At 70.1% G+C, this 20,218-nt stretch carries 16 protein-coding genes; 3 read left to right on the top strand and 13 right to left on the bottom strand.

Going from position 1 to position 20,218, the window contains the following annotated elements; translation table 11 throughout:
• Positions 1-3: 3 nt before the first annotated feature.
• Genes zwf through pgl form a run of 3 tightly spaced genes read left to right on the top strand, consistent with a single transcriptional unit; the run spans position 4 to position 3,352 of the window.
• Positions 4-1,542 carry a glucose-6-phosphate dehydrogenase gene (gene zwf, locus IQ210_RS19335; RefSeq protein WP_194080286.1) on the top strand — a complete coding sequence of 513 codons (1,539 nt, stop codon included), beginning with the start codon at positions 4-6 and terminating at the stop codon, positions 1,540-1,542.
• Positions 1,539-2,573: a glucose-6-phosphate dehydrogenase assembly protein OpcA gene (gene opcA / locus IQ210_RS19330; protein ID WP_194080285.1), complete on the top strand. Its 1,035-nt coding sequence runs from the start codon at positions 1,539-1,541 to the stop codon at positions 2,571-2,573. Before zwf ends, opcA begins: the two co-directional genes overlap by 4 nt.
• Positions 2,570-3,352 carry a 6-phosphogluconolactonase gene (gene pgl, locus IQ210_RS19325; RefSeq protein WP_194080284.1) on the top strand — a complete coding sequence of 261 codons (783 nt, stop codon included), beginning with the start codon at positions 2,570-2,572 and terminating at the stop codon, positions 3,350-3,352. Before opcA ends, pgl begins: the two co-directional genes overlap by 4 nt.
• Before the next feature lie 30 nt (positions 3,353-3,382).
• On the opposite strand, the gene IQ210_RS19320 is transcribed toward pgl, so the two are convergent.
• The 13 genes from IQ210_RS19320 to uvrC all read right to left on the bottom strand — a co-directional run bounded on the left by IQ210_RS19320 (position 3,383) and on the right by uvrC (position 20,207).
• The gene (locus IQ210_RS19320; RefSeq protein ID WP_256783583.1) at positions 3,383-4,312 is read right to left on the bottom strand and encodes a hypothetical protein; all 930 of its coding nucleotides are present in this window, start codon (positions 4,310-4,312) and stop codon (positions 3,383-3,385) included.
• Between the two features lie 142 nt (positions 4,313-4,454).
• Entirely contained in the window at positions 4,455-6,107 is a 1,653-nt protein-coding gene (pgi, locus tag IQ210_RS19315) for a glucose-6-phosphate isomerase (protein WP_194080282.1), read from the bottom strand.
• Positions 6,108-6,160: 53 nt separating this feature from the next.
• Complete coding sequence (locus IQ210_RS19310) at positions 6,161-7,429, bottom strand: MFS transporter (protein ID WP_194080281.1); 1,269 nt, start codon at positions 7,427-7,429, stop codon at positions 6,161-6,163.
• Between the two features lie 338 nt (positions 7,430-7,767).
• Positions 7,768-8,103 carry an RNA polymerase-binding protein RbpA gene (locus tag IQ210_RS19305; RefSeq protein WP_003976875.1) on the bottom strand — a complete coding sequence of 112 codons (336 nt, stop codon included), beginning with the start codon at positions 8,101-8,103 and terminating at the stop codon, positions 7,768-7,770.
• Positions 8,104-8,302: 199 nt separating this feature from the next.
• On the bottom strand, positions 8,303-8,533 hold the full coding sequence (secG, locus tag IQ210_RS19300) for a preprotein translocase subunit SecG (protein WP_194080280.1): 231 nt from the start codon (positions 8,531-8,533) through the stop codon (positions 8,303-8,305).
• Positions 8,534-8,635: 102 nt separating this feature from the next.
• On the bottom strand, positions 8,636-9,412 hold the full coding sequence (tpiA, locus tag IQ210_RS19295; protein WP_194080279.1) for a triose-phosphate isomerase: 777 nt from the start codon (positions 9,410-9,412) through the stop codon (positions 8,636-8,638).
• Between the two features lie 6 nt (positions 9,413-9,418).
• The gene (locus IQ210_RS19290; RefSeq protein ID WP_194080278.1) at positions 9,419-10,630 is read right to left on the bottom strand and encodes a phosphoglycerate kinase; all 1,212 of its coding nucleotides are present in this window, start codon (positions 10,628-10,630) and stop codon (positions 9,419-9,421) included.
• A gap of 122 nt (positions 10,631-10,752) precedes the next feature.
• The gene (gene gap / locus IQ210_RS19285; protein ID WP_109499517.1) at positions 10,753-11,763 is read right to left on the bottom strand and encodes a type I glyceraldehyde-3-phosphate dehydrogenase; all 1,011 of its coding nucleotides are present in this window, start codon (positions 11,761-11,763) and stop codon (positions 10,753-10,755) included.
• Positions 11,764-12,018: 255 nt separating this feature from the next.
• Positions 12,019-14,970 (bottom strand): M14 family metallopeptidase, encoded by a 2,952-nt coding sequence (locus IQ210_RS19280; protein WP_194080277.1) that lies wholly within the window; start codon positions 14,968-14,970, stop codon positions 12,019-12,021.
• 146 nt (positions 14,971-15,116) lie between these two features.
• A complete protein-coding gene (gene whiA / locus IQ210_RS19275) occupies positions 15,117-16,106 on the bottom strand; it encodes a DNA-binding protein WhiA (protein WP_194080276.1) in 990 nt (329 codons plus the stop codon).
• Positions 16,097-17,173: a gluconeogenesis factor YvcK family protein gene (locus IQ210_RS19270; RefSeq protein ID WP_194080275.1), complete on the bottom strand. Its 1,077-nt coding sequence runs from the start codon at positions 17,171-17,173 to the stop codon at positions 16,097-16,099. Before IQ210_RS19270 ends, whiA begins: the two co-directional genes overlap by 10 nt.
• On the bottom strand, positions 17,170-18,129 hold the full coding sequence (gene rapZ / locus IQ210_RS19265; RefSeq protein ID WP_194080274.1) for an RNase adapter RapZ: 960 nt from the start codon (positions 18,127-18,129) through the stop codon (positions 17,170-17,172). The genes IQ210_RS19270 and rapZ overlap by 4 nt, the downstream gene beginning before the upstream one ends.
• Positions 18,126-20,207 (bottom strand): excinuclease ABC subunit UvrC, encoded by a 2,082-nt coding sequence (gene uvrC / locus IQ210_RS19260; protein ID WP_194080273.1) that lies wholly within the window; start codon positions 20,205-20,207, stop codon positions 18,126-18,128. The genes rapZ and uvrC overlap by 4 nt, the downstream gene beginning before the upstream one ends.
• Between the last annotated feature and the right edge of the window lie 11 nt (positions 20,208-20,218).

Raw genomic sequence — 20,218 nt, 5'->3', positions numbered from 1 at the left:
ACCTTGCCAGCCTTTTCCGGTTCCGGAGCGAACCCGCTTCGTGACCCCGCGGACCGACGGCTCCCGCGTATCGCGGGGCCGTCGGGCCTGGTCATCTTCGGCGTCACGGGCGACCTGTCCCGTAAGAAGCTCATGCCCGCCGTGTACGACCTCGCCAACCGGGGTCTGCTGCCGCCGGGCTTCTCCCTGGTCGGCTTCGCACGCCGGGAGTGGGAGAACGAGGACTTCGCCGCCGAGGTCCACGACGCCGTCAAGGCGCACGCCCGTACGCCGTTCCGTGAGGAGGTCTGGCAGCAGCTCATCCAGGGGATGCGCTTCGTCCAGGGCACCTTCGACGACGACGACGCGTTCGAGCGCCTGCGCGGCACCATCGAGGAGCTCGACAAGGCGCAGGGCACGGGCGGCAACTTCGCCTTCTATCTGTCGGTGCCGCCGCGTTCCTTCCCGGTGGTCATCCAGCAGCTGAAGAAGCACGGTCTCGCGGACCAGTCGTCCGGCTCCTGGCGGCGCGCGGTCATCGAGAAGCCGTTCGGGCACGACCTGAAGTCGGCCGAGGACCTCAACAAGGTCGTCCACGAGGTCTTCGCCCCGGACCAGGTCTTCCGTATCGACCACTACCTGGGCAAGGAGACCGTCCAGAACATCCTGGCGCTCCGCTTCGCCAACCAGATGTTCGAGCCGATCTGGAACCGGTCCTTCGTGGACCACGTGCAGATCACCATGGCCGAGGACATCGGCATCGGTGGTCGCGCGGGGTACTACGACGGCATCGGCGCGGCCCGTGACGTCATCCAGAACCACCTCCTCCAGCTCATGGCGCTCACGGCCATGGAGGAGCCCTCGTCCTTCGACGCGGACGCGCTGGCCGCCGAGAAGACCAAGGTGCTCGGCGCGGTCCGGCTGCCGAAGGACCTGGGCCGGGACACCGTCCGCGGCCAGTACGCCGAGGGCTGGCAGGGCGGCGAGCAGGCGGTCGGTTACCTCCAGGAGGAGGGCATCGACGCCAAGTCGAAGACCGACACGTACGCCGCGATCAAGCTGGAGGTCGACAACCGCCGCTGGGCGGGCGTCCCCTTCTACCTGCGCACCGGCAAGCGGCTCGGCCGCCGCGTCACCGAGATCGCCGTGGTGTTCCAGCGGGCCCCGCACTCCCCCTTCGACACGACGGCCACCGAGGAACTCGGCCAGAACGCGATCGTCATCCGCGTCCAGCCGGACGAGGGCGTCACCGTCCGCTTCGGCTCCAAGGTGCCGGGCACCTCGATGGAGATCCGGGACGTGTCGATGGACTTCGCCTACGGCGAGTCCTTCACGGAGTCCTCGCCCGAGGCGTACGAGCGGCTGATCCTCGACGTGCTGCTCGGCGACTCGAACCTCTTCCCGCGCACCGAGGAGGTCGAGCTGTCCTGGAAGATCCTCGACCCGATCGAGGAGTACTGGGACAAGCACGGCAAGCCCGCCCAGTACCCGTCCGGTACGTGGGGGCCGGTCGAGGCGGACGAAATGCTCGCACGCGAGGGACGGAGCTGGCGCCGGCCATGAAGATAGACCTCACGGACACCACCGCCAGCAAGATCAACAAGGCGCTGGTCAAGGGCCGCCGGGCCATCGGCACGCCGGCCGTCGGCATGGTGCTGACGCTGGTCATCGTCACGGACGAGGAGAACGCGTACGACGCGTTGAAGGCCGCCAACGACGCGTCGCGCGAGCACCCCTCGCGCACGCTGGTGGTCATCAAGCGGGTCTCGCGCTCACCCCGCGACCGGACGAAGTCCCGCCTGGACGCCGAGGTACGGGTGGGCGCGGACGCGGGCACCGGCGAGACGGTCGTCCTGCGGCTGTACGGCGAGGTCGTGAACCACGCCCAGTCGGTCGTCCTGCCGCTGCTGCTGCCCGACGCCCCGGTGGTCGTCTGGTGGCCGGTGGACGCGCCGCTCGACCCGGCGAACGATCCGCTGGGCGCGCTGGCCCAGCGCCGGGTCACCGACACCTACGCCTCCGAGCAGCCGGTACGGGACCTGGGCGCCCGCGCCGACACCTACACCCCCGGCGACACCGACCTGTCCTGGACCCGCATCACGCCCTGGCGCTCGATGCTGGCGGCGGCCCTCGACCAGGTCACCGTGGACGTCAAGGGCGTCGAGGTGGAGGGCGAGGAGTTCAACCCGAGCTGCGAGCTGCTGGCGATGTGGCTCGCGGACCGGCTGGACGTGCCGGTGAAGCGGTCGCTGTCCTCGGGCCCCGGCCTCACGGCGGTCCGTATGGACACCAACCACGGTCCGATCGTCCTGGACCGCGCGGACGGCGCCCTCGCGACGCTGTCCATCGAGGGCCAGCCGGACCGTGCGGTGGCGCTCAAGCGGCGCGAGACGGCCGAGCTGATCGCGGAGGAGCTGCGACGCCTCGACCCGGACGACACGTACGCGTCCGCGCTGCGGTTCGGGGTGGAGAAGCTGAACCCCGCACCGGCCGTGGCCGTGGAGACTCCGGTGGAGGAGGCGGTCAAGGCTCCGGCCAAGAAGGCTACCGCCAAGCGGGCCACCGCTGCGTCGCGGAAGGCGGCGGCGAAGTGAGCACTCCGCAGCTGGTCGTGCACCGCGACAAGGAACTGATGGCGCAGGCTGCCGCGGCCCGCCTCATCACGAAGATCGTGGACGCGCAGGCCTCCCGGGGCCACGCGTCCGTGGTTCTGACCGGTGGCCGCAACGGCAACGGCCTGCTGGCCGCGCTGGCGGCGGCACCGGCCCGGGACGCGATCGACTGGGGCCGGCTCGACCTGTGGTGGGGCGACGAGCGCTTCCTGCCCGAGGGCGACCCGGACCGCAATGTCACGCAGGCCCGCGAGGCCCTGCTGGACGCGGTGCCGCTCGACCCGAAGCGGGTGCACGCCATGCCCGCCTCGGACGGCCCGTACGGCGGCGACGTGGACGCGGCGGCGGCCGGGTACGCGGAGGAGCTGGCCCGCGCGGCGGTCCCCGAGAACCACGGCACGGTGCCCACCTTCGACGTCCTGATGCTCGGCGTCGGCCCGGACACCCACGTCGCGTCCCTGTTCCCCGAGCTCCCTGCGGTCCGGGAGACGGACCGCACGGTAGTCGGCGTCCACGGCGCCCCGAAGCCGCCGCCGACCCGGGTCACCCTCACCCTGCCCGCCATCCGCGCCGCCCGCGAGGTCTGGCTCCTGGCGGCGGGCGAGGACAAGGCCCAGGCCGCGGCGATCGCCCTGTCGGGCGCGGGCGAGATCCAGGCCCCGGCCGCCGGCGCCCAGGGCCGCTCCCGCACCCTGTGGCTCCTGGACGCGGCAGCGGCTTCCCAACTGCCCCGCTCGCTGTATCCGCCGGCGTCGCCCTGACGCCTTCGGCTCCCCGAGGAACCCGTACGGTCAACTTCCGTACGGGTTCCCGCCGTTGTAGGGGTTTCCGGAGGGCGGGCCGTACGGGTTGGTGCCCTGGTTGTACGGGTGCCCTGGCTGGGGCCCGTACGGGTTGCCGGGCGGCGGTCCATAGGGGTTGCCGTAGGGACTGCCGCCGTACGGATTGCCCTGCGGCGGCACGTACGGCGGTGTACCCGGCGGCATGGGCGGGGCGTTCGGTGGCATCGGCGGGACGGGCGGTGCCTGGGTGGCCGGGTGGGCCTTCAGACGGATGCCGTAGCGCTGGTCCAGGCGGCGCATCTCCATCAGTGCGATGCCCGTGACCGTCAGGGGGGCGCCCAGGATGAACAGGACGCCCATCCCGAGGCTGAGGCCGTGCAGGTCGCCCGTGAGGAGGTCGGGGAGGGCCATCAGCCACGTGGTGACCGTGGCGAGCAGCGGCGGCAGGCAGCGGTGCACGCCCGCGGTGCCGAAGAAGTTCGCGCCGACGTGCCAGGCACCGCGTCCCACGAAGACCGCCAGCCAGATCACCAGCGGGGCGAGGATCAGCACGAAGAAGCCCGCGCCGCCCGCCGACTGCAGCAGCACCACCGTGATCACGATCGATCCCACGAACGCCAGCAGCAGCTTCAGCGAGTTGAACAGCGGTGGCTTCAGCGCCCGGATGTCGCCGTCGCGCTTCCACACCAGCAGCATGATGCCGACCGTCAGCGGCGTGATGAACAGCAGGACGACGGACGCCGTCAGCATGTTCTCCAGCATCTCGTCGAAGGCGAAGCCGCCCTCGACGAAGGTGTAGACGCCGACCGCCGCGACCGTCCCGGCGATGAGGCGGATCTTCTTGAGCTGCTCGACCGCCGGGTCGATGGACTCCGGGATCCACGCCGGATGGAACACGGCACGCGCCACGTACTTGGGTTTCCACAGGTCTCTCGCCACCAGCGAGCCACCTGTCCAACTGCCTTGCGAACCAGCCACTTTGCACTCCCCCGAGCCATGGCTTCCATGATCGTCGGGGATTCTACGGGAAGCGGACGCCCGCGCACCGCCCGCTTTCCCGCATCGATGACATCAGCGGCGATTACCGGCCGCGCAGCTCCCGGTACTTGGCCACCAACGCCCGCGTCGAGCCGTCCAGCCCCGGCACCTCAGCGCCCTCGGTCAGCGCGGGTTCGACCCGCTTGGCGAGCACCTTGCCCAGCTCGACGCCCCACTGGTCGAAGGAGTCGAGGTTCCAGACGGCACCCTGCACGAACACCTTGTGCTCGTACAGCGCGACGAGCTGCCCGAGCACGGACGGCGTCAGCTCCTTGGCAAGGATCGTCGTCGTGGGGTGGTTGCCCAGGAACGTCTTGTGGGCCACCAGCTCCTCCGGAACCCCCTCGGCCCGCACCTCGTCCGGCGTCTTGCCGAAGGCCAGCGCCTGTGTCTGGGCGAAGAAGTTGGCCATCAGCAGGTCGTGCTGCGCCTTCAGCCCCTCGCTCAGCTCGGCCACCGGCTCGGCGAAGCCGATGAAGTCCGCCGGGATCAGCTTGGTGCCCTGGTGGATCAACTGGTAGTACGCGTGCTGCCCGTTGGTGCCGGGCGTGCCCCACACCACCGGCCCGGTCTGCCAGTCCACGGCGCGCCCGTCGCGCCCGACGTACTTGCCGTTGGACTCCATGTCCAGCTGCTGGAGATAGGCGGTGAACTTGGACAGGTAGTGGCTGTAGGGCAGCACCGCGTGCGACTGCGCGTCATGGAAGTTGCCGTACCAGATGCCCAACAGGCCCAGCAGAAGCGGGACGTTGGACTCGGCGGGTGCGGTGCGGAAGTGCTCGTCGACGATGCGGAAGCCGTCGAGCATCTCCCGGAAGCGGTCCGGGCCGATGGCGATCATCAGGGACAGGCCGATCGCGGAGTCGTAGGAGTACCGCCCGCCGACCCAGTCCCAGAACTCGAACATGTTCGCCGTGTCGATGCCGAAGTCGGCGACCTTCCCCGCATTGGTCGACAGGGCCACGAAGTGCTTGGCGACGGCCTCCTGACCTGCCTTCAGCTCATCGAGCAGCCACTCCCGCGCCGAGGTGGCGTTGGTGATCGTCTCGATGGTGGTGAAGGTCTTGGACGCGATGACGAACAGCGTCTCCGCCGCGTCCAGGTCGCGGGTGGCCTCATGCAGGTCGGCGCCGTCGACGTTCGACACGAAGCGGACGGTGAGGTCGCGGTCGGTGTAGGCGCGCAGCACCTCGTACGCCATCGCGGGGCCGAGGTCGGAGCCGCCGATGCCGATGTTGACGACGTTGCGGATACGACGACCCGTGTGCCCGGTCCACTCGCCCGAGCGGACCCGGTCGGCGAAGCCGGCCATCTTGTCGAGGACGGCGTGCACCCCCGGGACGACGTTCTCCCCGTCGACCTCGACCACCGCGTCCGGCGCCGCCCGCAGCGCGGTGTGCAGGACGGCCCGGTCCTCGGTGGTGTTGATCTTCTCGCCGCGGAACATGGCGTCCCGCAGCCCGAACACGTCCGTCGCGGCGGCCAGTTCACGCAGCAGCCGCAGGGTCTCGTCGGTGACCAGGTGCTTGGAGTAGTCGATGTGCAGGTCGCCGACCTGGAGCGTGTAGCCGGTGCCGCGCCCGGGGTCAGCGGCGAACAGCTCGCGCAGCCGCACCTCGCCGAGTTCCTCGCGGTGCTTGGCCAGAGCGGTCCACTCGGGCGTCTGGTTGAGCCTGGTACGGCCGTCTGCGTTCATGTCCGACTTCCGCCTTCTTTTCGTGCCTGTCCCAGCTGGTCCAACCTAGTTGATCAGCGGGTGACGTGAGCTGTCGTGGCGCTGTCCTGCGGTGCAACAACAGGTACGTCCCGCTTGAACGCCGGTATCAACGAGGCGACGGACAGCGTGAAGAACGCGGCGGCGAGCAGCGCCGGGGCGTTGAGTCCCCAGGCCGTGGCGACGGCGCCACCGAGCAGGGCTCCTATGGGTGCCCCGGCCACGCCCAGGGTGCGGAAGGCGGAGCTGACCCGGCCCAGCATCTCGGCGGGGCTGCGCTGCTGCATGAAGGTCGTGGTGTTCACGTTCCACACCATGCCCATGAGCCCGAAGAGGGCCATCGCGGCGACCAGCGCGGGCAGGCTGCGGACCGTCCCCATGACGACCAGGGCGCCGATCTGCACGCTCCCCGCGAACAGCACCGCCCGCACCCGCCCCGCCCGGGAGACGAGCAGCCGGTTGACCGCTCCCCCGGCCAGCGAGCCGACGGTGTAGCCGGTCGTCGCCACCACGAACCCGGTGTGGCCGGCGTCCAGCCAGCCGGTCACCAGCAGCACCAGGGTGGCGATCAGGGCGCCCACGCCGATGTTGCACAGGGCGGTGGCGGCGCACAGGCCGCGCAGGGCCCGGTCGCGGGCGAGGGTGCGCAGGCCCTCGGTGATCTCCCGGCGCAGGGTGCTGCCCGCCGGTCTGGGCCCCCGGGCGGGGGTTGCCGGCCGCAGCGAGGCCACCAACGCGGCGGCCAGCAGGAAGGTCGCCGCGTCGGCCGCGAAGGGCAGCGCCGCGCCGCCCGCGAGCAGCAGCGGCACGACGGGGGCGCCCAGCAGCCCGCCCGCGATCTTCTGCCCGGTCATCAGCCGGGCGTTGGCGCTGCCGAGGGCGTCGTCGTCGACCAGGGACGGCAGCAGGGCCGTGGAGGCGTTGTCGAAGAGGGTCTGGAACGTGGTCAGCGCGAAGGCGAGGGCGATCAGCAGGCCGATGGAGGCGTGGCCGAGGCCGACGGCGACCGCGAAGCAGGCGACGAGCAGACCGCGTAGGGCATCCACCGTCCACATAGCGCGTCGCTGGTCCACGCGGTCGGCGACGGCGCCGCCGAGCAGCCCGAAGACCAGCCAGGGCAGATAGCCGCAGGCGGTGACCGCCGCTATCGCCAGGGGCTCGTCGGTCAGGGTGGTGGCCAGCAGGGGCAGCGCCGCCGTACGCAGCGCGTCTCCGAAGCTGGAGAGCACGGCGGCACCCCACAGCCGCCCGAACCCGCCACGCCACGCGGGCACACGCACGCCCGCAGCCTCGACCGTCGCCACAGCTTCCCCCTCACGATTCGCACGCCTTGAAGCGATGCACAAACCGTAGAGGTCACCACTGACAGTCGGTCGGGCCTGTGGACAACCCCGGCGACCGGTGTGAAAACACCTCCGGCCAGGCACCTCTCGGTACCCGGCCGGTCGTCAAGTCCCAGGGCCTACCCGGCGGATCATGCCGGAGACTCGGAGCTTGGCACGCCCATCTGCGGCGTTGTCGTCGGTCGCCGACGCTCCGCGTCGACTCCCTCCTCCGCCTTGCAGCTGCACGCGCCAAGCTCCGCTCGCCAGCGCCGAGTTGACACCGTTGCTTTTCTCCGGCCTGATCCGCCGGGTAGGCCCTAGATCTCGCCCCGCAGTTTGGCGAGCGCCTCGGCGAGGATCGCCTCGCCGTCCGCGTCGCTGCGCCGCTCCCGTACGTACGCGAGGTGCGTCTTGTACGGCTCGGTACGCGGCGGGTCCGGCGGGTTGTCCCGGTCCTGTCCGGCGGGGAAGCCGCAGCGCGGGCAGTCCCAGGTTTCGGGAACCTGCGCGTCGCTGGCGAAGCTGGGCTGCGTCTCGTGCCCGTTGGAGCACCAGAAGGAGATGCGCAGTCGGGGCGCGGACTCGCCCCGCTCGGCCTCGCCCATCGGCCCCGCCCCGACCCGGCTTCCTCGGATCGCGTTGCCACTTGCCACGGTCGTAACTCCCTGCGTGATGGTGCCGCGAAGCGAGTCGGCGTTTCGCTTCGTTGCGAGCGCCTCAGTCTACGTAAGGCCCAACGCGCGTCCAGTGATTGGAGTTACAGCCCCCACATCTAGACGCAAGCCCCATGATAGGCCGCGCTCAGGGGCGCGTACCGAACATGGGGCCTTACGTACGGAATGTGCGTGGCGGTCAGTTGTTCGTCTTCATGAGGAGACCGAGCACGATGATGCACGCGAACCAGAGCAGACCGACCACGATGGTGATCCGGTCGAGGTTGCGCTCGGCGACCGAGGAGCCGCCGACGGAGGACTGCATACCGCCACCGAACATGTCGGACAGGCCGCCGCCCTTGCCCTTGTGCATGAGCACCAGCAGCATCATCAGGCCGCTGAAGACGATCAGGGCGATCGAGAACCCCATAACCACGGCTGGACCAACTTCCTCGGATCTGGATGGACGACAGGGGCACAGCCACCGGGCTGTGCCCCCGCAAGGGTACGACGGATCGCCGCTACCGCATACTTACTGGTCGCGGAAGCGCACGATCTTGACGAACTCGTCGGCATCGAGCGACGCACCGCCCACGAGCGCCCCGTCGATGTCGGCCTGCGCCATGATCTCGGCGACGTTGCCGGACTTCACGGAGCCGCCGTACTGGATGCGGACCTGGTCGGCCAGCTCCTGCGTGTACAGCTCGGCGATCTTGCCGCGGATGGCGGCGCAGACCTCCTGGGCGTCCTCGGCACCGCAGACCTTGCCGGTGCCGATGGCCCACACGGGCTCGTAGGCGATCACGACGGACTCGGCCTGCTCGGCCGGGAGGTCCTTCAGACCGCCCTCGACCTGGGCGAGGGTGTGGGAGACGTGGTTGCCCGCCTCACGGACGTCCAGCTCCTCGCCGACGCACAGGATCGGGGTGAGGCCGTGCTTGTAGGCGGCCTTGACCTTGGCGTTGACGATCTCGTCGGTCTCGGCGTGGTACTGGCGGCGCTCGGAGTGGCCGACGGCCACGTACGTGCACTTCAGCTTGGCCAGCATGGCGCCGGAGATCTCGCCGGTGTAGGCGCCGGAGTCCTGGGCCGAGAGGTCCTGGGCACCGTACTTGATCTTCAGCTTGTCGCCGTCGACCAGGGTCTGCACGGAGCGCAGGTCGGTGAAGGGCGGCAGGACGGCGACCTCGACGGCCTCGTAGTCCTTGTCGGCCAGGGCGAAAGCGAGCTTCTGGACGTGTGCGATGGCCTCGAGGTGGTTGAGGTTCATCTTCCAGTTACCCGCCATGATCGGCGTGCGAGTGGTCATGCGGGGTCAGTCCTCCAGTGCGGCGAGGCCGGGGAGCGTCTTGCCCTCGAGGTATTCGAGGGAGGCGCCGCCGCCGGTCGAGATGTGGCCGAACGCGTTCTCGTCGAAGCCGAGCGTGCGCACGGCGGCGGCGGAGTCTCCGCCACCGACGACGGTGAAGCCGTCCGAGTCGATGAGGGCCTGGGCGACCGCCCGGGTGCCCTCGGCGTAGTCGGGGTGTTCGAAGACGCCCATGGGGCCGTTCCAGAACACGGTCCTGGCGTCGGCGAGCTTGCTCGCGTACAGCTCACCGGTCTTCGGGCCGATGTCGAGGCCCAGCTGGCCCTCGGGCATCTTGTCCGCGTCGACGGCGGTGTGCTCGGTGGGCGCCTTGGCCTTCAGGTCCGGGAAGCCCGGAGAGACCACGACGTCGATCGGGAGGACCAGCTCGACGCCGAGCTTCTCGGCGCGCTCCAGATACTCGGTGACGGCCGGGATCTGGTCCTCCTGAAGGAGGGAGGTGCCGACCTCGTGGCCCTGGGCCTTGAGGAAGGTGAAGGCCATGCCGCCGCCGATGAGGATGCGGTCGGCCTTGCCGAGGAGCTGGTCGATGACGGCCAGCTTGTCGGAGACCTTGGAGCCGCCGAGCGCCACGGCGTAGGGCCGCTGGACGTCCTCGGTGAGCTTCTTCAGGACGCCGACCTCGGTGGCGATGAGGTAGCCGGCGTAGTGCGGCAGCTTGGCCGGGAGGTCGAAGACCGAGGCGTGCTTGCGGTGCACCGCGCCGAAGCCGTCACCGACGTAGACGTCGGCGAGGGCGGCGAGCTGGTCGGAGAAGGCGGCGCGCTCAGCGTCGTCCTTGGAGGTCTCACCGGCGTTGAAGCGGAGGTTCTCGACGACCGCGACCTGGCCGTCGGCGAGGCCGGCGACGGTGGCCGTGGCGGACTCGCCGACCGTGTCCGTCGCGAACGCGACGTCGGCGCCGAGGAGTTCACCGAGGCGCGCGGCGGCCGGGGCGAGGGAGAACACCGGGTCCGGGGCGCCCTTGGGGCGGCCCAGGTGCGAGGCGACGACCACGCGGGCGCCCGCCTCGGCCAGCGCCTTGACGGTGGGCAGCACCGCGCGGATACGGCCGTCGTCGGTGATGGTGGTGCCGTCCAGCGGCACGTTGAGGTCGGCGCGGACGAAGACCCGCTTGCCTGCGACGCCTTCGGCGAGAAGTTCGTCGATCGTCTTCATATAGGGGACTCCTGGGGAGGGCTCTGGCTCGTACGAAAGCTGATCACATGAGCGAGGGCTCGGACAACGCGCCCTCGCGCTGCCCGAGCCCTGCACTCACATCAAGCTGCCTGCTCTGTCGGTCAGAGCTGGTTGCCGACGAAGACCGTCAGGTCGACGAGGCGGTTGGAGTAGCCCCACTCGTTGTCGTACCAGCCGAGGATCTTCACCGACTTGCCCTCCTGGACCATGGTCAGGGAGGAGTCGAAGGTGCAGGAGGCCGGGTCGCTGACGATGTCCGAGGACACGATCGGGTCCTCGGTGTAGAACAGGATGCCCTTGAGGTCACCGTCGTCGGCGGCCTTCTTGAACGCGGCGTTGACCTCGTCCTTGGTGACCTCGCGCTGGAGCTCGACGACCAGGTCGGTGGCCGAACCGGTCGGGACCGGCACGCGCATCGCGATGCCGTCGAGCTTGCCCTTGAGCTGCGGGAGGACCAGGGCGGTGGCCTTCGCGGCACCCGTCGTGGTCGGGATGATGTTCTCGGCGGCGGCGCGGGCGCGGCGCAGGTCCGAGTGCGGGAAGTCCAGGATGCGCTGGTCGTTGGTGTACGCGTGGACCGTCGTCATCAGGCCCTTGACGATGCCGAAGTTCTCGTCGAGGACCTTGGCCATCGGCGCCACACAGTTGGTGGTGCAGGAGGCGTTGGAGATGACGTGGTGGTTCGCCGGGTCGTACTTGTCCTGGTTGACACCCATCACGATGGTGATGTCCTCGTCCTTGGCCGGAGCCGAGATGAGGACCTTCTTCGCGCCACCGGCGATGTGCTTCTCGGCGTCGGCCTTCTTGGTGAAGATGCCGGTCGACTCGATGACGATGTCGACGCCCAGCTCGCCCCACGGGATGTCGGCGGGGTTGCGCTCCGACAGCACCTTGATGGTGTGACCGTCGACCGTGATCGTGTCGGCGGTGTGCGACACCTCGGCCTTGAGGCGGCCCAGGATGGTGTCGTACTTCAGCAGGTGAGCGGTGGTCGCGGTGTCACCCAGGTCGTTGACAGCCACGATCTCGATGTCTGCACCCTGCTCCAGCAGCGCGCGGAAGTAGTTGCGACCGATACGACCGAAGCCGTTGATGCCTACGCGGATCGTCACGAACCGATCTCCTCGTTGGTACGCCGGCTATGCGGTGCCGGCGAGCTCTGTTTGGGATGTCCCCGACCGCCTACGACCCTACCTCTCCGACGCCTCCTCAGTGACATCGAGATGCCCCATACACGGGCAGGCGGTCCGTACCCGCCAGTAGGGGTACGGACCGCCCGGGCCGAAAGGCCATATAGCTCGAATTGACTACGGAGAGTCAGTCACTGTTGACCAGTGCGCTCCCCGCTCGTCCGTGCTTCCCGGCGCTCATCCGCCGAGTGCCGCGAGCGCCTTTCCGAGCAGTGCCGTGCGGTCGGCCGCCGCGGTGACGTGCTCCAGGCCGAAGCCCAGCAGCACGGTGTCGTCCGTGGTGACCGCGCCGTACGTCTTGAACAGTTCACCGGCGAGTCCCCAGTCCTTCACGACCGCCGGGCTGCCCGCGGGCGGTCCGGGGACGCTCCAGGCGCCCAGCGAGGTCTCGAAGCCCTCGGTCTCGGTGGCCTGGCCGCCGATGACGACGGAGGCGTTGTCGACGAGGACGCCGCGACCGCCGCTGCCGGGGTCGGTGATGTAGCTGATGGAGATCTCGACCTTCTTGCCGGCGTAGGCGGACAGGTCGAAGGCGACCTGCTGCCACCCGGCCGACGCCCCGGTGAAGCTGTTCCACTGGCCGCTGGTGCCGGTGTTGGTGCAGCCGCCCGAGCCGAGGGTCAGGTACCGCTTGAGCGCGGGGTGGGCCGCGATGAAGTACCCGGCCTCGCACTCGGCGGGCACCGCGGTGCTGGTGGCGCCGTTCTTCTCCGGGAGGGTGGTCCAGTCGTCGGCCCCGGTCGTGTGGGCCTCCAGGACGGCGTGGTCGTAACCCTCCTCGGTGTTCCACAGCATCCGGGTCTGGAACGTGGGCGCCTGCGCGGCGGTCACGTTCGTGAGGTCGATGGTGCGGGTGAGGCGGTTCCAGGCGTAGTCGCTGTGCGTGACGGCGGCCATGGAGGCGCCTTCGTAGGGGCCGTACGGGTTGACGGTGCCGGGGTAGCTGCCCGCGCCCGCGCTGGCGAACTGCGGGAACGTGGTGACCGGCAGGTTGTCGGAGGTGACGCTGAACGACCCTGCCGTGTCGAGCGGGTTGCCCGGCGCCGCGCCGAGGGCTCCGCCGGCTCCGGCGAGCTTGCCGCTGCCCTGGAAGGCGGTGGCGTTCGGCAGGGAGGTGCGGGTGTAGGCGCCCAGGTAGTACTGGCTGAAGTCGTTCGAGAGGGTGCCGCCGCCGAGGTCGACGCTGCCGCCGGCCCGCTCGCCCGCCTCGATCAGCTTGCCGCCCTCGTTGAGGAAGGCGCGCAGCTGGAGCTGGGTGGCGTTGCCGGGGATGCTCGCGCCCGTGTAGTGGACGACCGTCTTGAAGTGGTCGAGCACGCCGAGCGCGTCGGGCGCGCCCTGGGTGGCGACGTCCCAGACGATCGCCTTGCGGCCGTTGGCCTTCAGGGCGTCGACGTAGGTCTGCGCCTGGGTCGCGGTCGCGCCCTCCTCGGCGACCACGAGCGTGTCCGCGCGCGGCCGTTCGGCGACCGTGTAGGTGAAGTGCGGGCTGGAGGTGCGCTTCTTGTCGCGCGTCTCGCCGGTGAACCACACCTCGACCTTGTCGCCCGGGTCGCCTTCGGGGACCTTCGCGCGGTACTCGTCGAAGTAGAGGTTGTCCTCACCGCCGTACGTCTCGCCGCCCTTCCACGCGCGGAGCGGCACGTCGTGCGTGTGGCCGCCGTTGACGCGGTACTTGAGCTCCTTGTCGCGCACGGCCCTGCGCACGACGACGGAGACCTCCTGGTCGGCGCCGCGCGAGTAGGACGTGGCGAAGGTCTTCGGGGTGAAGTCCGCGGCCTTCAGGCCGAGCGAGGACTTCGGCTGGTCGGGCTGCTTCGCCGACTCGGCGACGGAGAGCGCGAACGGGATGTTCTTCTCGAACTCCTGCTGGATCAGCTTCTCGTCGTCCGGGAAGTTGAACACCGACTGGCAGTCGGCCGCGTTCCACTGGTCGTTCGGGTCGAGGTCCGAGGCGGTCTGGCAGGTCGACATCTCGGGCGTGTACATCGCCAGGCCGTTGACGTTCGACGCGTGGCCGTCCGCCTCGCCGTTGGTGGTGTACAGCTCCGAGGAGACCTGCGGACGGTACCCGGGGATCGCGGAGTTGTCGGGGGTGCCGGCGAGCGCCTTGTACATGACGTCGTCCGGGGTGTCGGTGGCCACCTGCCAGCCGACGCCGTAGAGGAGGAGCTCGGCGGCGGAGTGGTAGTTGATGCCGTACGTGAAGCCGATCCGCTTCTCGAACGCGTCGAGCGCCTTGGTCTCGGGCTCGGAGCTCGGTTCCGTGCCGCGGTAGGTCTCGCTGGTGGGGTTGGGGGACGAACCCTCGTTGTCGTAGCCCCACTTGTAGGCGAAGTTGCGGTTGAGGTCGACGCCGTCGCCGATGGCGATGTTGCCGTCGCCGTTGTTGTCGCGCAGGTTCTTGCGCCACAGGCGCTGGTCGGTGCCGGTGAACGTGTAGTCGTAGCCGTCGGGGTTGGCCGAGAGGACGAACCACAGCTCGGTGGAGTCGACGATCTTCTTGATCCGCTGGTCGGTCTTGTAGTGGTCCAGGTAGTAGTGCATCAGCCGGCGGGTCATCTCCGGCGTGATCCATTCGCGCGCGTGCTGGTTGGACAGGTAGAGGACGGCGGGTTTGGCGCCGTCCTTGGTGTGCTTCGCGTTCTTGGTCAGTTTGAGCGCGAGGATGTCCTGCCCGTTCACCGTCTTGCCGATGGAAACCGCCTTGGTGAGGCCGGGGTTGGCCTGGGCGGTGGCGAGGATCTCCTGCTTGAGGCCGCCGCTGCCGCTGTAGGGGCGGTACACGCCCTCGGCGGCGGCCTCGACGCGGGCCTCGGCCTTGGCGGAGAGGGTGTGCTCGGTGAGCTCGACGCCCTGTTTCTCCAGCTTGTCGGCCTGTTTGTCGGTGAGGTAGACCTCGACGGTCGCGGTGCCCTTCGCGGGTACCTGCTCACTCAGTTCGTGGCCGTCCTGACCGGCCGCCAGCAGCAGGGGTACCTGCGCGCTGGTGACGTCGGCCCGGAAGACCTTGATCTCGTCGGGACCGGGAGAGCTGCCGCTCTCCGCGGCCTGGGCGAGGGGCGTAAGGCCCGCGCCGCCCAGAAGGAGTGCGCCAACGGCGAGGATCGGTCTCGCTCTTCGTCTCATGTGCCCCCCTTGCGGTGGTCCGCCACAGCAGCGAACAGATGCCAGGCTCATGACACTTCATGATCCAGTCAAGGGTGCCTCACAGACATGCAAAAGCCGGTGCCGTTCACCCGACTGGGCGGCGGCACCGGCTTCTTGACGGTTGATCAACCGGCGAGGTTGTCGGCCATCTCCTCGGTGAGGCTGGACTCCGTGCCCGGGATGCCGAGGTCCTGGGCCCGCTTGTCGGCCATCGCCAGCAGTCGGCGGATACGGCCGGCGACGGCGTCCTTGGTCAGCGGCGGGTCGGCGAGCGCGCCCAGCTCCTCCAGCGAGGCCTGCTTGTGCTCCATGCGCAGCCGCCCGGCGGCGGCGAGGTGCTCGGGCACGTCGTCGGCGAGGATCTCCAGCGCGCGCTGCACCCGGGCACCGGCGGCGACGGCCGCGCGGGCCGAGCGGCGCAGGTTGGCGTCGTCGAAGTTGGCGAGCCGGTTCGCCGTGGCCCGCACCTCGCGGCGCATCCGGCGCTCCTCCCAGGCCAGCACCGACTCATGGGCGCCGAGCCGGGTGAGCAGCGCGCCGATCGCGTCGCCGTCCCGGACGACCACGCGGTCCACGCCGCGCACCTCGCGGGCCTTCGCGGCGATGGAGAGGCGGCGGGCGGCGCCGACCAGGGCGAGCGCGGCCTCGGGGCCCGGGCAGGTCACTTCCAGGGAGGAGGAACGGCCGGGCTCGGTGAGCGAGCCGTGCGCCAGGAACGCCCCGCGCCAGGCGGCCTCCGCGTCACAGGTGGCCCCGGAGACGACCTGCGGGGGCAGGCCGCGGATCGGGCGGCCCCGGCCGTCGACCAGGCCGGTCTGCCGGGCCAGCTGGTCACCGCCGGCGACGACCCGGACGACGTACCGCGAGCCGCGGCGCAGTCCGCCCGGCGCCATCACGATCAGCTCCGAGCTGTGGCCGAAGATCTCCAGGATGTCCCGCTTGAGGCGGCGGGCCGCCATCGCGGTGTCCAGCTCCGCCTCGATCACGATGCGCCCGCTCACCAGGTGAAGGCCGCCGGCGAACCGCAGGACGGCGGAGACCTCCGCCTTTCTGCAGCAGGTCCGGGTGACGGGGAGCCGGGAGATCTCGTCCTTCACCGCTGCCGTCATCGCCATGGGCCGATCCTTCCATGCATCCGAAAAATACGGTCGTACGCGGCGGCCAACAGCTCCGGGTCGTGCCTCGGGGTTCCGTCGGGCCGGGCCACCGGGGCCAGCTCGACCGCGGCGCCGAACCGCTTGGCGGCATCGGTGAGCGAGTCACGGTCGGGCACGGCGGCCTCGTCGGCCAGCACCACGTCCAGGGCGAGTTTAGGGGCGTGTCGTCCCAAAACCTCCAAATGACGCTGCGGGGAGAAGCCTTCGGTTTCTCCGGGCTGCGGGGCGAGGTTCAGCGAGAGTACCCGGCGCGCCTTCGTCTCGGTGAGGGCGTCCAGCAGTTCCGGCACCAGCAGGTGCGGGATGACCGAGGAGAACCAGGAGCCTGGGCCGAGGACCACCCAGTCCGCGTCCATGACCGCGGCCACCGCCTCGGGGACGGCCGGCGGGTCGTGCGGCACCAGGTGCACCGACTGCACCTCACCGGGGGTGAGGGCGACGGTGGCCTGGCCGCGGACGGTGTCCACCTCCTCCGGCCGCTCCGGGTCGTGCCCCTTGACCAGGGCCTGGAGCTCCAGGGGTACGGCGGACATGGGCAGCACCCGCCCGTGCGCGCCGAGCAGCTTGCCGACCAGGTCCAGGGCCTGGACATGGTCGCCGAGTTGCTCCCACAGGGCGACGATCAGGACATTGCCGACCGCGTGGTCGTGCAGGTCGCCCTTGGAGTGGAAGCGGTGCTGGATGACGCGGGCCCAGGTCTGGCCCCAGTCGTCGTCGCCGCACAGCGCGGCCAGGGCCTTGCGCAGGTCGCCGGGCGGCAGGACGCCCAGCTCGTCGCGGAGCCGGCCGCTGGAGCCGCCGTCGTCGGCGACGGTGACGACGGCGGTGAGGTCACCGGTGATGCGGCGCAGCGCGGCGAGCGAGGCGGACAGGCCCATGCCGCCGCCGAGGGCGACGACCTTGGGCTGGGCGCCGCGGCGGCGGGGCCTGGCGCCCCGGACCTCGACGGGCCGGCCCGCGCGGGACTCGGGCACCGTCCGGCCCAGCCTGCCGAGCCGGGCCAGCCGCGGAGAACGTGCGGTCATTCGCGTCCCATGTCCCGGTGTACGACCACCGTCTCCACGCCCTGGGAGACGAGGCGGGCGGCGAGCTTCTCGGAGGTGGCGACGGAGCGGTGCTTGCCGCCGGTGCAGCCGACCGCGATGGTCACGTACCGCTTGCCCTCGCGGCGGTAGCCGGCCGCGATGAGCTGGAGCAGTTCGCTGTAGCGGTCGATGAACTCCTTGGCGCCGGGCTGGTTGAAGACGTACGCCGACACCTCCTCGTTCAGGCCGGTGTACGGCCGCAGCTCCGGGACCCAGTGCGGGTTGGGCAGGAACCGCATGTCCACGACCAGGTCGGCGTCGACGGGGAGGCCGTACTTGAAGCCGAAGGACATGACGGTGGCCCGCAGCTCGGGCTCCTCCTCGCCGGCGAACTGGGCGTCCATCTTGGCGCGCAGTTCGTGGACGTTGAGGCTGGAGGTGTCGATGACCAGGTCGGCGTCGCCGCGCAGCTCGCGCAGCAGTTCGCGCTCGGCGTCGATGCCGTCGACGATGCGGCCGTCGCCCTGGAGGGGGTGCGGGCGGCGCACGGACTCGAAGCGGCGCACCAGGGCCTCGTCGGAGGACTCCAGGAAGACGATCCGCCGGGTGACGTGCTTGGCCTCCAGGTCGGCGAGGGACTCGCGGAGGTTGTCGAAGAAGCGCCGGCCGCGGACGTCGACGACCACCGCGATCCGGGCGACATTGCCCTGGGAGCGGGCGCCGAGCTCCACCATGGTGGGGATCAGCGCGGGCGGGAGGTTGTCGACGACGAACCAGCCGAGGTCCTCCAGACACTTGGCGGCGGTCGACCGGCCGGCTCCGGACATGCCGGAGATGATCACCAGCTCGGGGATGGCCGCGTCGGGGATCCCGGCCGCGTCGCCGTTCGTGCCCGTACTCACCTGTGCTCCGTCTCCGCCTTGGCTCTCTTGGCCTTCGTGCTCGTTCACATTCATGTCTCCTGCCCCCGTCGTTCGTCCGGGGCGCCCGCCGTCGCGGGCTCCCCTGTGGAACCCATGGTGCCGGGTTCCTCTTCCATGATCTCTCCAGTGGCTGTGTTCACCGCAGGGGCGGCCGGTGCCGCCTGGGCGAGGGCCACGGCAATGGTCTCGGCTGTTTTGCGGCCTATGCCGGGAACCTCGCAGATCTGATCGATCGTGGCAGACCGAAGTTTCTTCAACGAGCCGAAATGTTTCAGAAGCGCCTGCTTACGGGTGTCCCCCAGCCCGGGTACGTCGTCCAGGGGGCTCGACCGGAACCGCTTGGCCCGCTTGGTGCGCTGGTAGGTGATCGCGAAGCGGTGGGCCTCGTCACGGACGCGCTGGAGGAGGTAGAGGCCCTCGCTGGTGCGGGGCAGGACGACCGGGTCCTCGTCGTCGGGCAGCCAGACCTCCTCCAGGCGCTTGGCGAGGCCGCAGACGGCGACGTCGTCGATGCCGAGCTCATCGAGGGCCTTCTTGGCGGCGGCCACCTGCGGCCGGCCGCCGTCGACGACGACGAGCTGGGGCGGGTAGGCGAACTTCTTGGGGCGGCCGTTGTCCTCGGTCAGGGTGTTCCCGGAGGCGTCCCGGAAGTCGTCCTGGGGGTCCTGGGAGCCGCTCCCGGCGCCCTCGTCCACCCACTCGCCGGTCTTCTCCTTCTCGGCGATGTACCGCTTGAAGCGGCGGGTGATGACCTCGTGCATGGAGCGGACGTCGTCCTGGCCCTCGAAGCCCTTGATCTGGAAGCGGCGGTACTCGCTCTTGCGCTGGAGGCCGTCCTCGAAGACGACCATGGACGCCACGACGTCGTCGCCCTGGAGGTGGGAGATGTCGTAGCACTCGATGCGCAGGGGCGCGCTGTCCAGGTCGAGGGCCTCGGCGATCTCCTCGAGGGCGCGCGAGCGGGTCGTCAGGTCGGAGGCGCGCTTGGTCTTGTGCAGCACGAGGGCCTGCTGGGCGTTGCGCGCGACGGTCTCCATGAGGGCCTTCTTGTCGCCGCGCTGCGGGATGCGCAGCGAGACGTTCGACCCGCGGCGGCCGGTGAGCCACTCCTGGACCGGCTCGAGCGGGTCGGGCAGGGCCGGGACGAGGACCTCCTTGGGGACGGAGTCGCCGGTCTCCTCGCCGTAGAGCTGCTGCAGGGCGTGCTCGACGAGGGCGCCGGTGGTGATCTCCTCGACCTTGTCGGTGACCCAGCCGCGCTGGCCGCGCACGCGTCCGCCGCGCACGTGGAAGATCTGGACGGCCGCTTCGAGCTCGTCCTCGGCGACCGCGATCAGGTCGGCGTCGGTCGCGTCGGCGAGCACGACCGCGTTCTTCTCCATGGCCTTCTTCAGGGCCTCGATGTCGTCGCGCAGCCGGGCCGCCCGCTCGTACTCCATCTCCTCGGCCGCCTCCGTCATCTGCTTCTCCAGACGGCGGAGGTAGGTGCCGGTGCGGCCGGCCATGAAGTCGCTGAACTCCTCGGCGAGTTCGCGGTGCTCGTCGGCCGACACCCGGCCGACGCAGGGCGCCGAGCACTTGCCGATGTAGCCGAGCAGACAGGGGCGGCCGGTGCGGGCGGCGTTCTTGAAGACGCCGGCGGAGCACGTACGGACCGGGAAGACGCGCAGCAGGAGGTCGACGGTGTCGCGGATCGCCCACGCGTGCGCGTACGGGCCGAAGTACCTGACGCCCTTCTTCTTGTGACCGCGCATCACCTGCACGCGCGGGAACTCCTCGTTCATCGTCACCGCGAGGTACGGGTAGCTCTTGTCGTCGCGGTACTTGACGTTGAACCGGGGGTCGTACTCCTTGATCCAGGAGTACTCCAGCTGCAGGGCCTCGACCTCCGTGGACACCACCGTCCACTCCACGGACGCGGCGGTGGTCACCATCGTGCGGGTCCGGGGGTGCAGGTTCGCCAGGTCCTGGAAGTAGTTCGCCAGGCGCTGGCGCAGGCTCTTCGCCTTTCCGACGTAGATCACCCGGCGGTGCTCGTCGCGGAACCTGTAGACCCCGGGAGAGTCCGGGATCTGTCCCGGCACGGGGCGGTAGCTGGAGGGGTCGGCCATGCTTCACACCC

The organism is Streptomyces justiciae, assembly GCF_015163075.1.
Taxonomy (GTDB): Bacteria; Actinomycetota; Actinomycetes; order Streptomycetales; family Streptomycetaceae; genus Streptomyces; species Streptomyces justiciae.
This window is presented reverse-complemented; position numbering and strand designations above follow the sequence as displayed.

What these genes read in the sequence shown, in the direction of transcription:
- opcA (WP_194080285.1), top strand. Translation starts at nt 1,539, where the DNA reads ATGAAGATAGACCTCACGGACACCACCGCCAGCAAGATCAACAAGGCG.
- pgi (WP_194080282.1), bottom strand. Translation starts at nt 6,107, where the DNA reads ATGAACGCAGACGGCCGTACCAGGCTCAACCAGACGCCCGAGTGGACC.
- secG (WP_194080280.1), bottom strand. Translation starts at nt 8,533, where the DNA reads ATGGGGTTCTCGATCGCCCTGATCGTCTTCAGCGGCCTGATGATGCTG.
- tpiA (WP_194080279.1), bottom strand. Translation starts at nt 9,412, where the DNA reads ATGACCACTCGCACGCCGATCATGGCGGGTAACTGGAAGATGAACCTC.
- IQ210_RS19290 (WP_194080278.1), bottom strand. Translation starts at nt 10,630, where the DNA reads ATGAAGACGATCGACGAACTTCTCGCCGAAGGCGTCGCAGGCAAGCGG.
- IQ210_RS19280 (WP_194080277.1), bottom strand. Translation starts at nt 14,970, where the DNA reads ATGAGACGAAGAGCGAGACCGATCCTCGCCGTTGGCGCACTCCTTCTG.
- whiA (WP_194080276.1), bottom strand. Translation starts at nt 16,106, where the DNA reads ATGGCGATGACGGCAGCGGTGAAGGACGAGATCTCCCGGCTCCCCGTC.
- IQ210_RS19270 (WP_194080275.1), bottom strand. Translation starts at nt 17,173, where the DNA reads ATGACCGCACGTTCTCCGCGGCTGGCCCGGCTCGGCAGGCTGGGCCGG.
- rapZ (WP_194080274.1), bottom strand. Translation starts at nt 18,129, where the DNA reads ATGAATGTGAACGAGCACGAAGGCCAAGAGAGCCAAGGCGGAGACGGA.
- uvrC (WP_194080273.1), bottom strand. Translation starts at nt 20,207, where the DNA reads ATGGCCGACCCCTCCAGCTACCGCCCCGTGCCGGGACAGATCCCGGAC.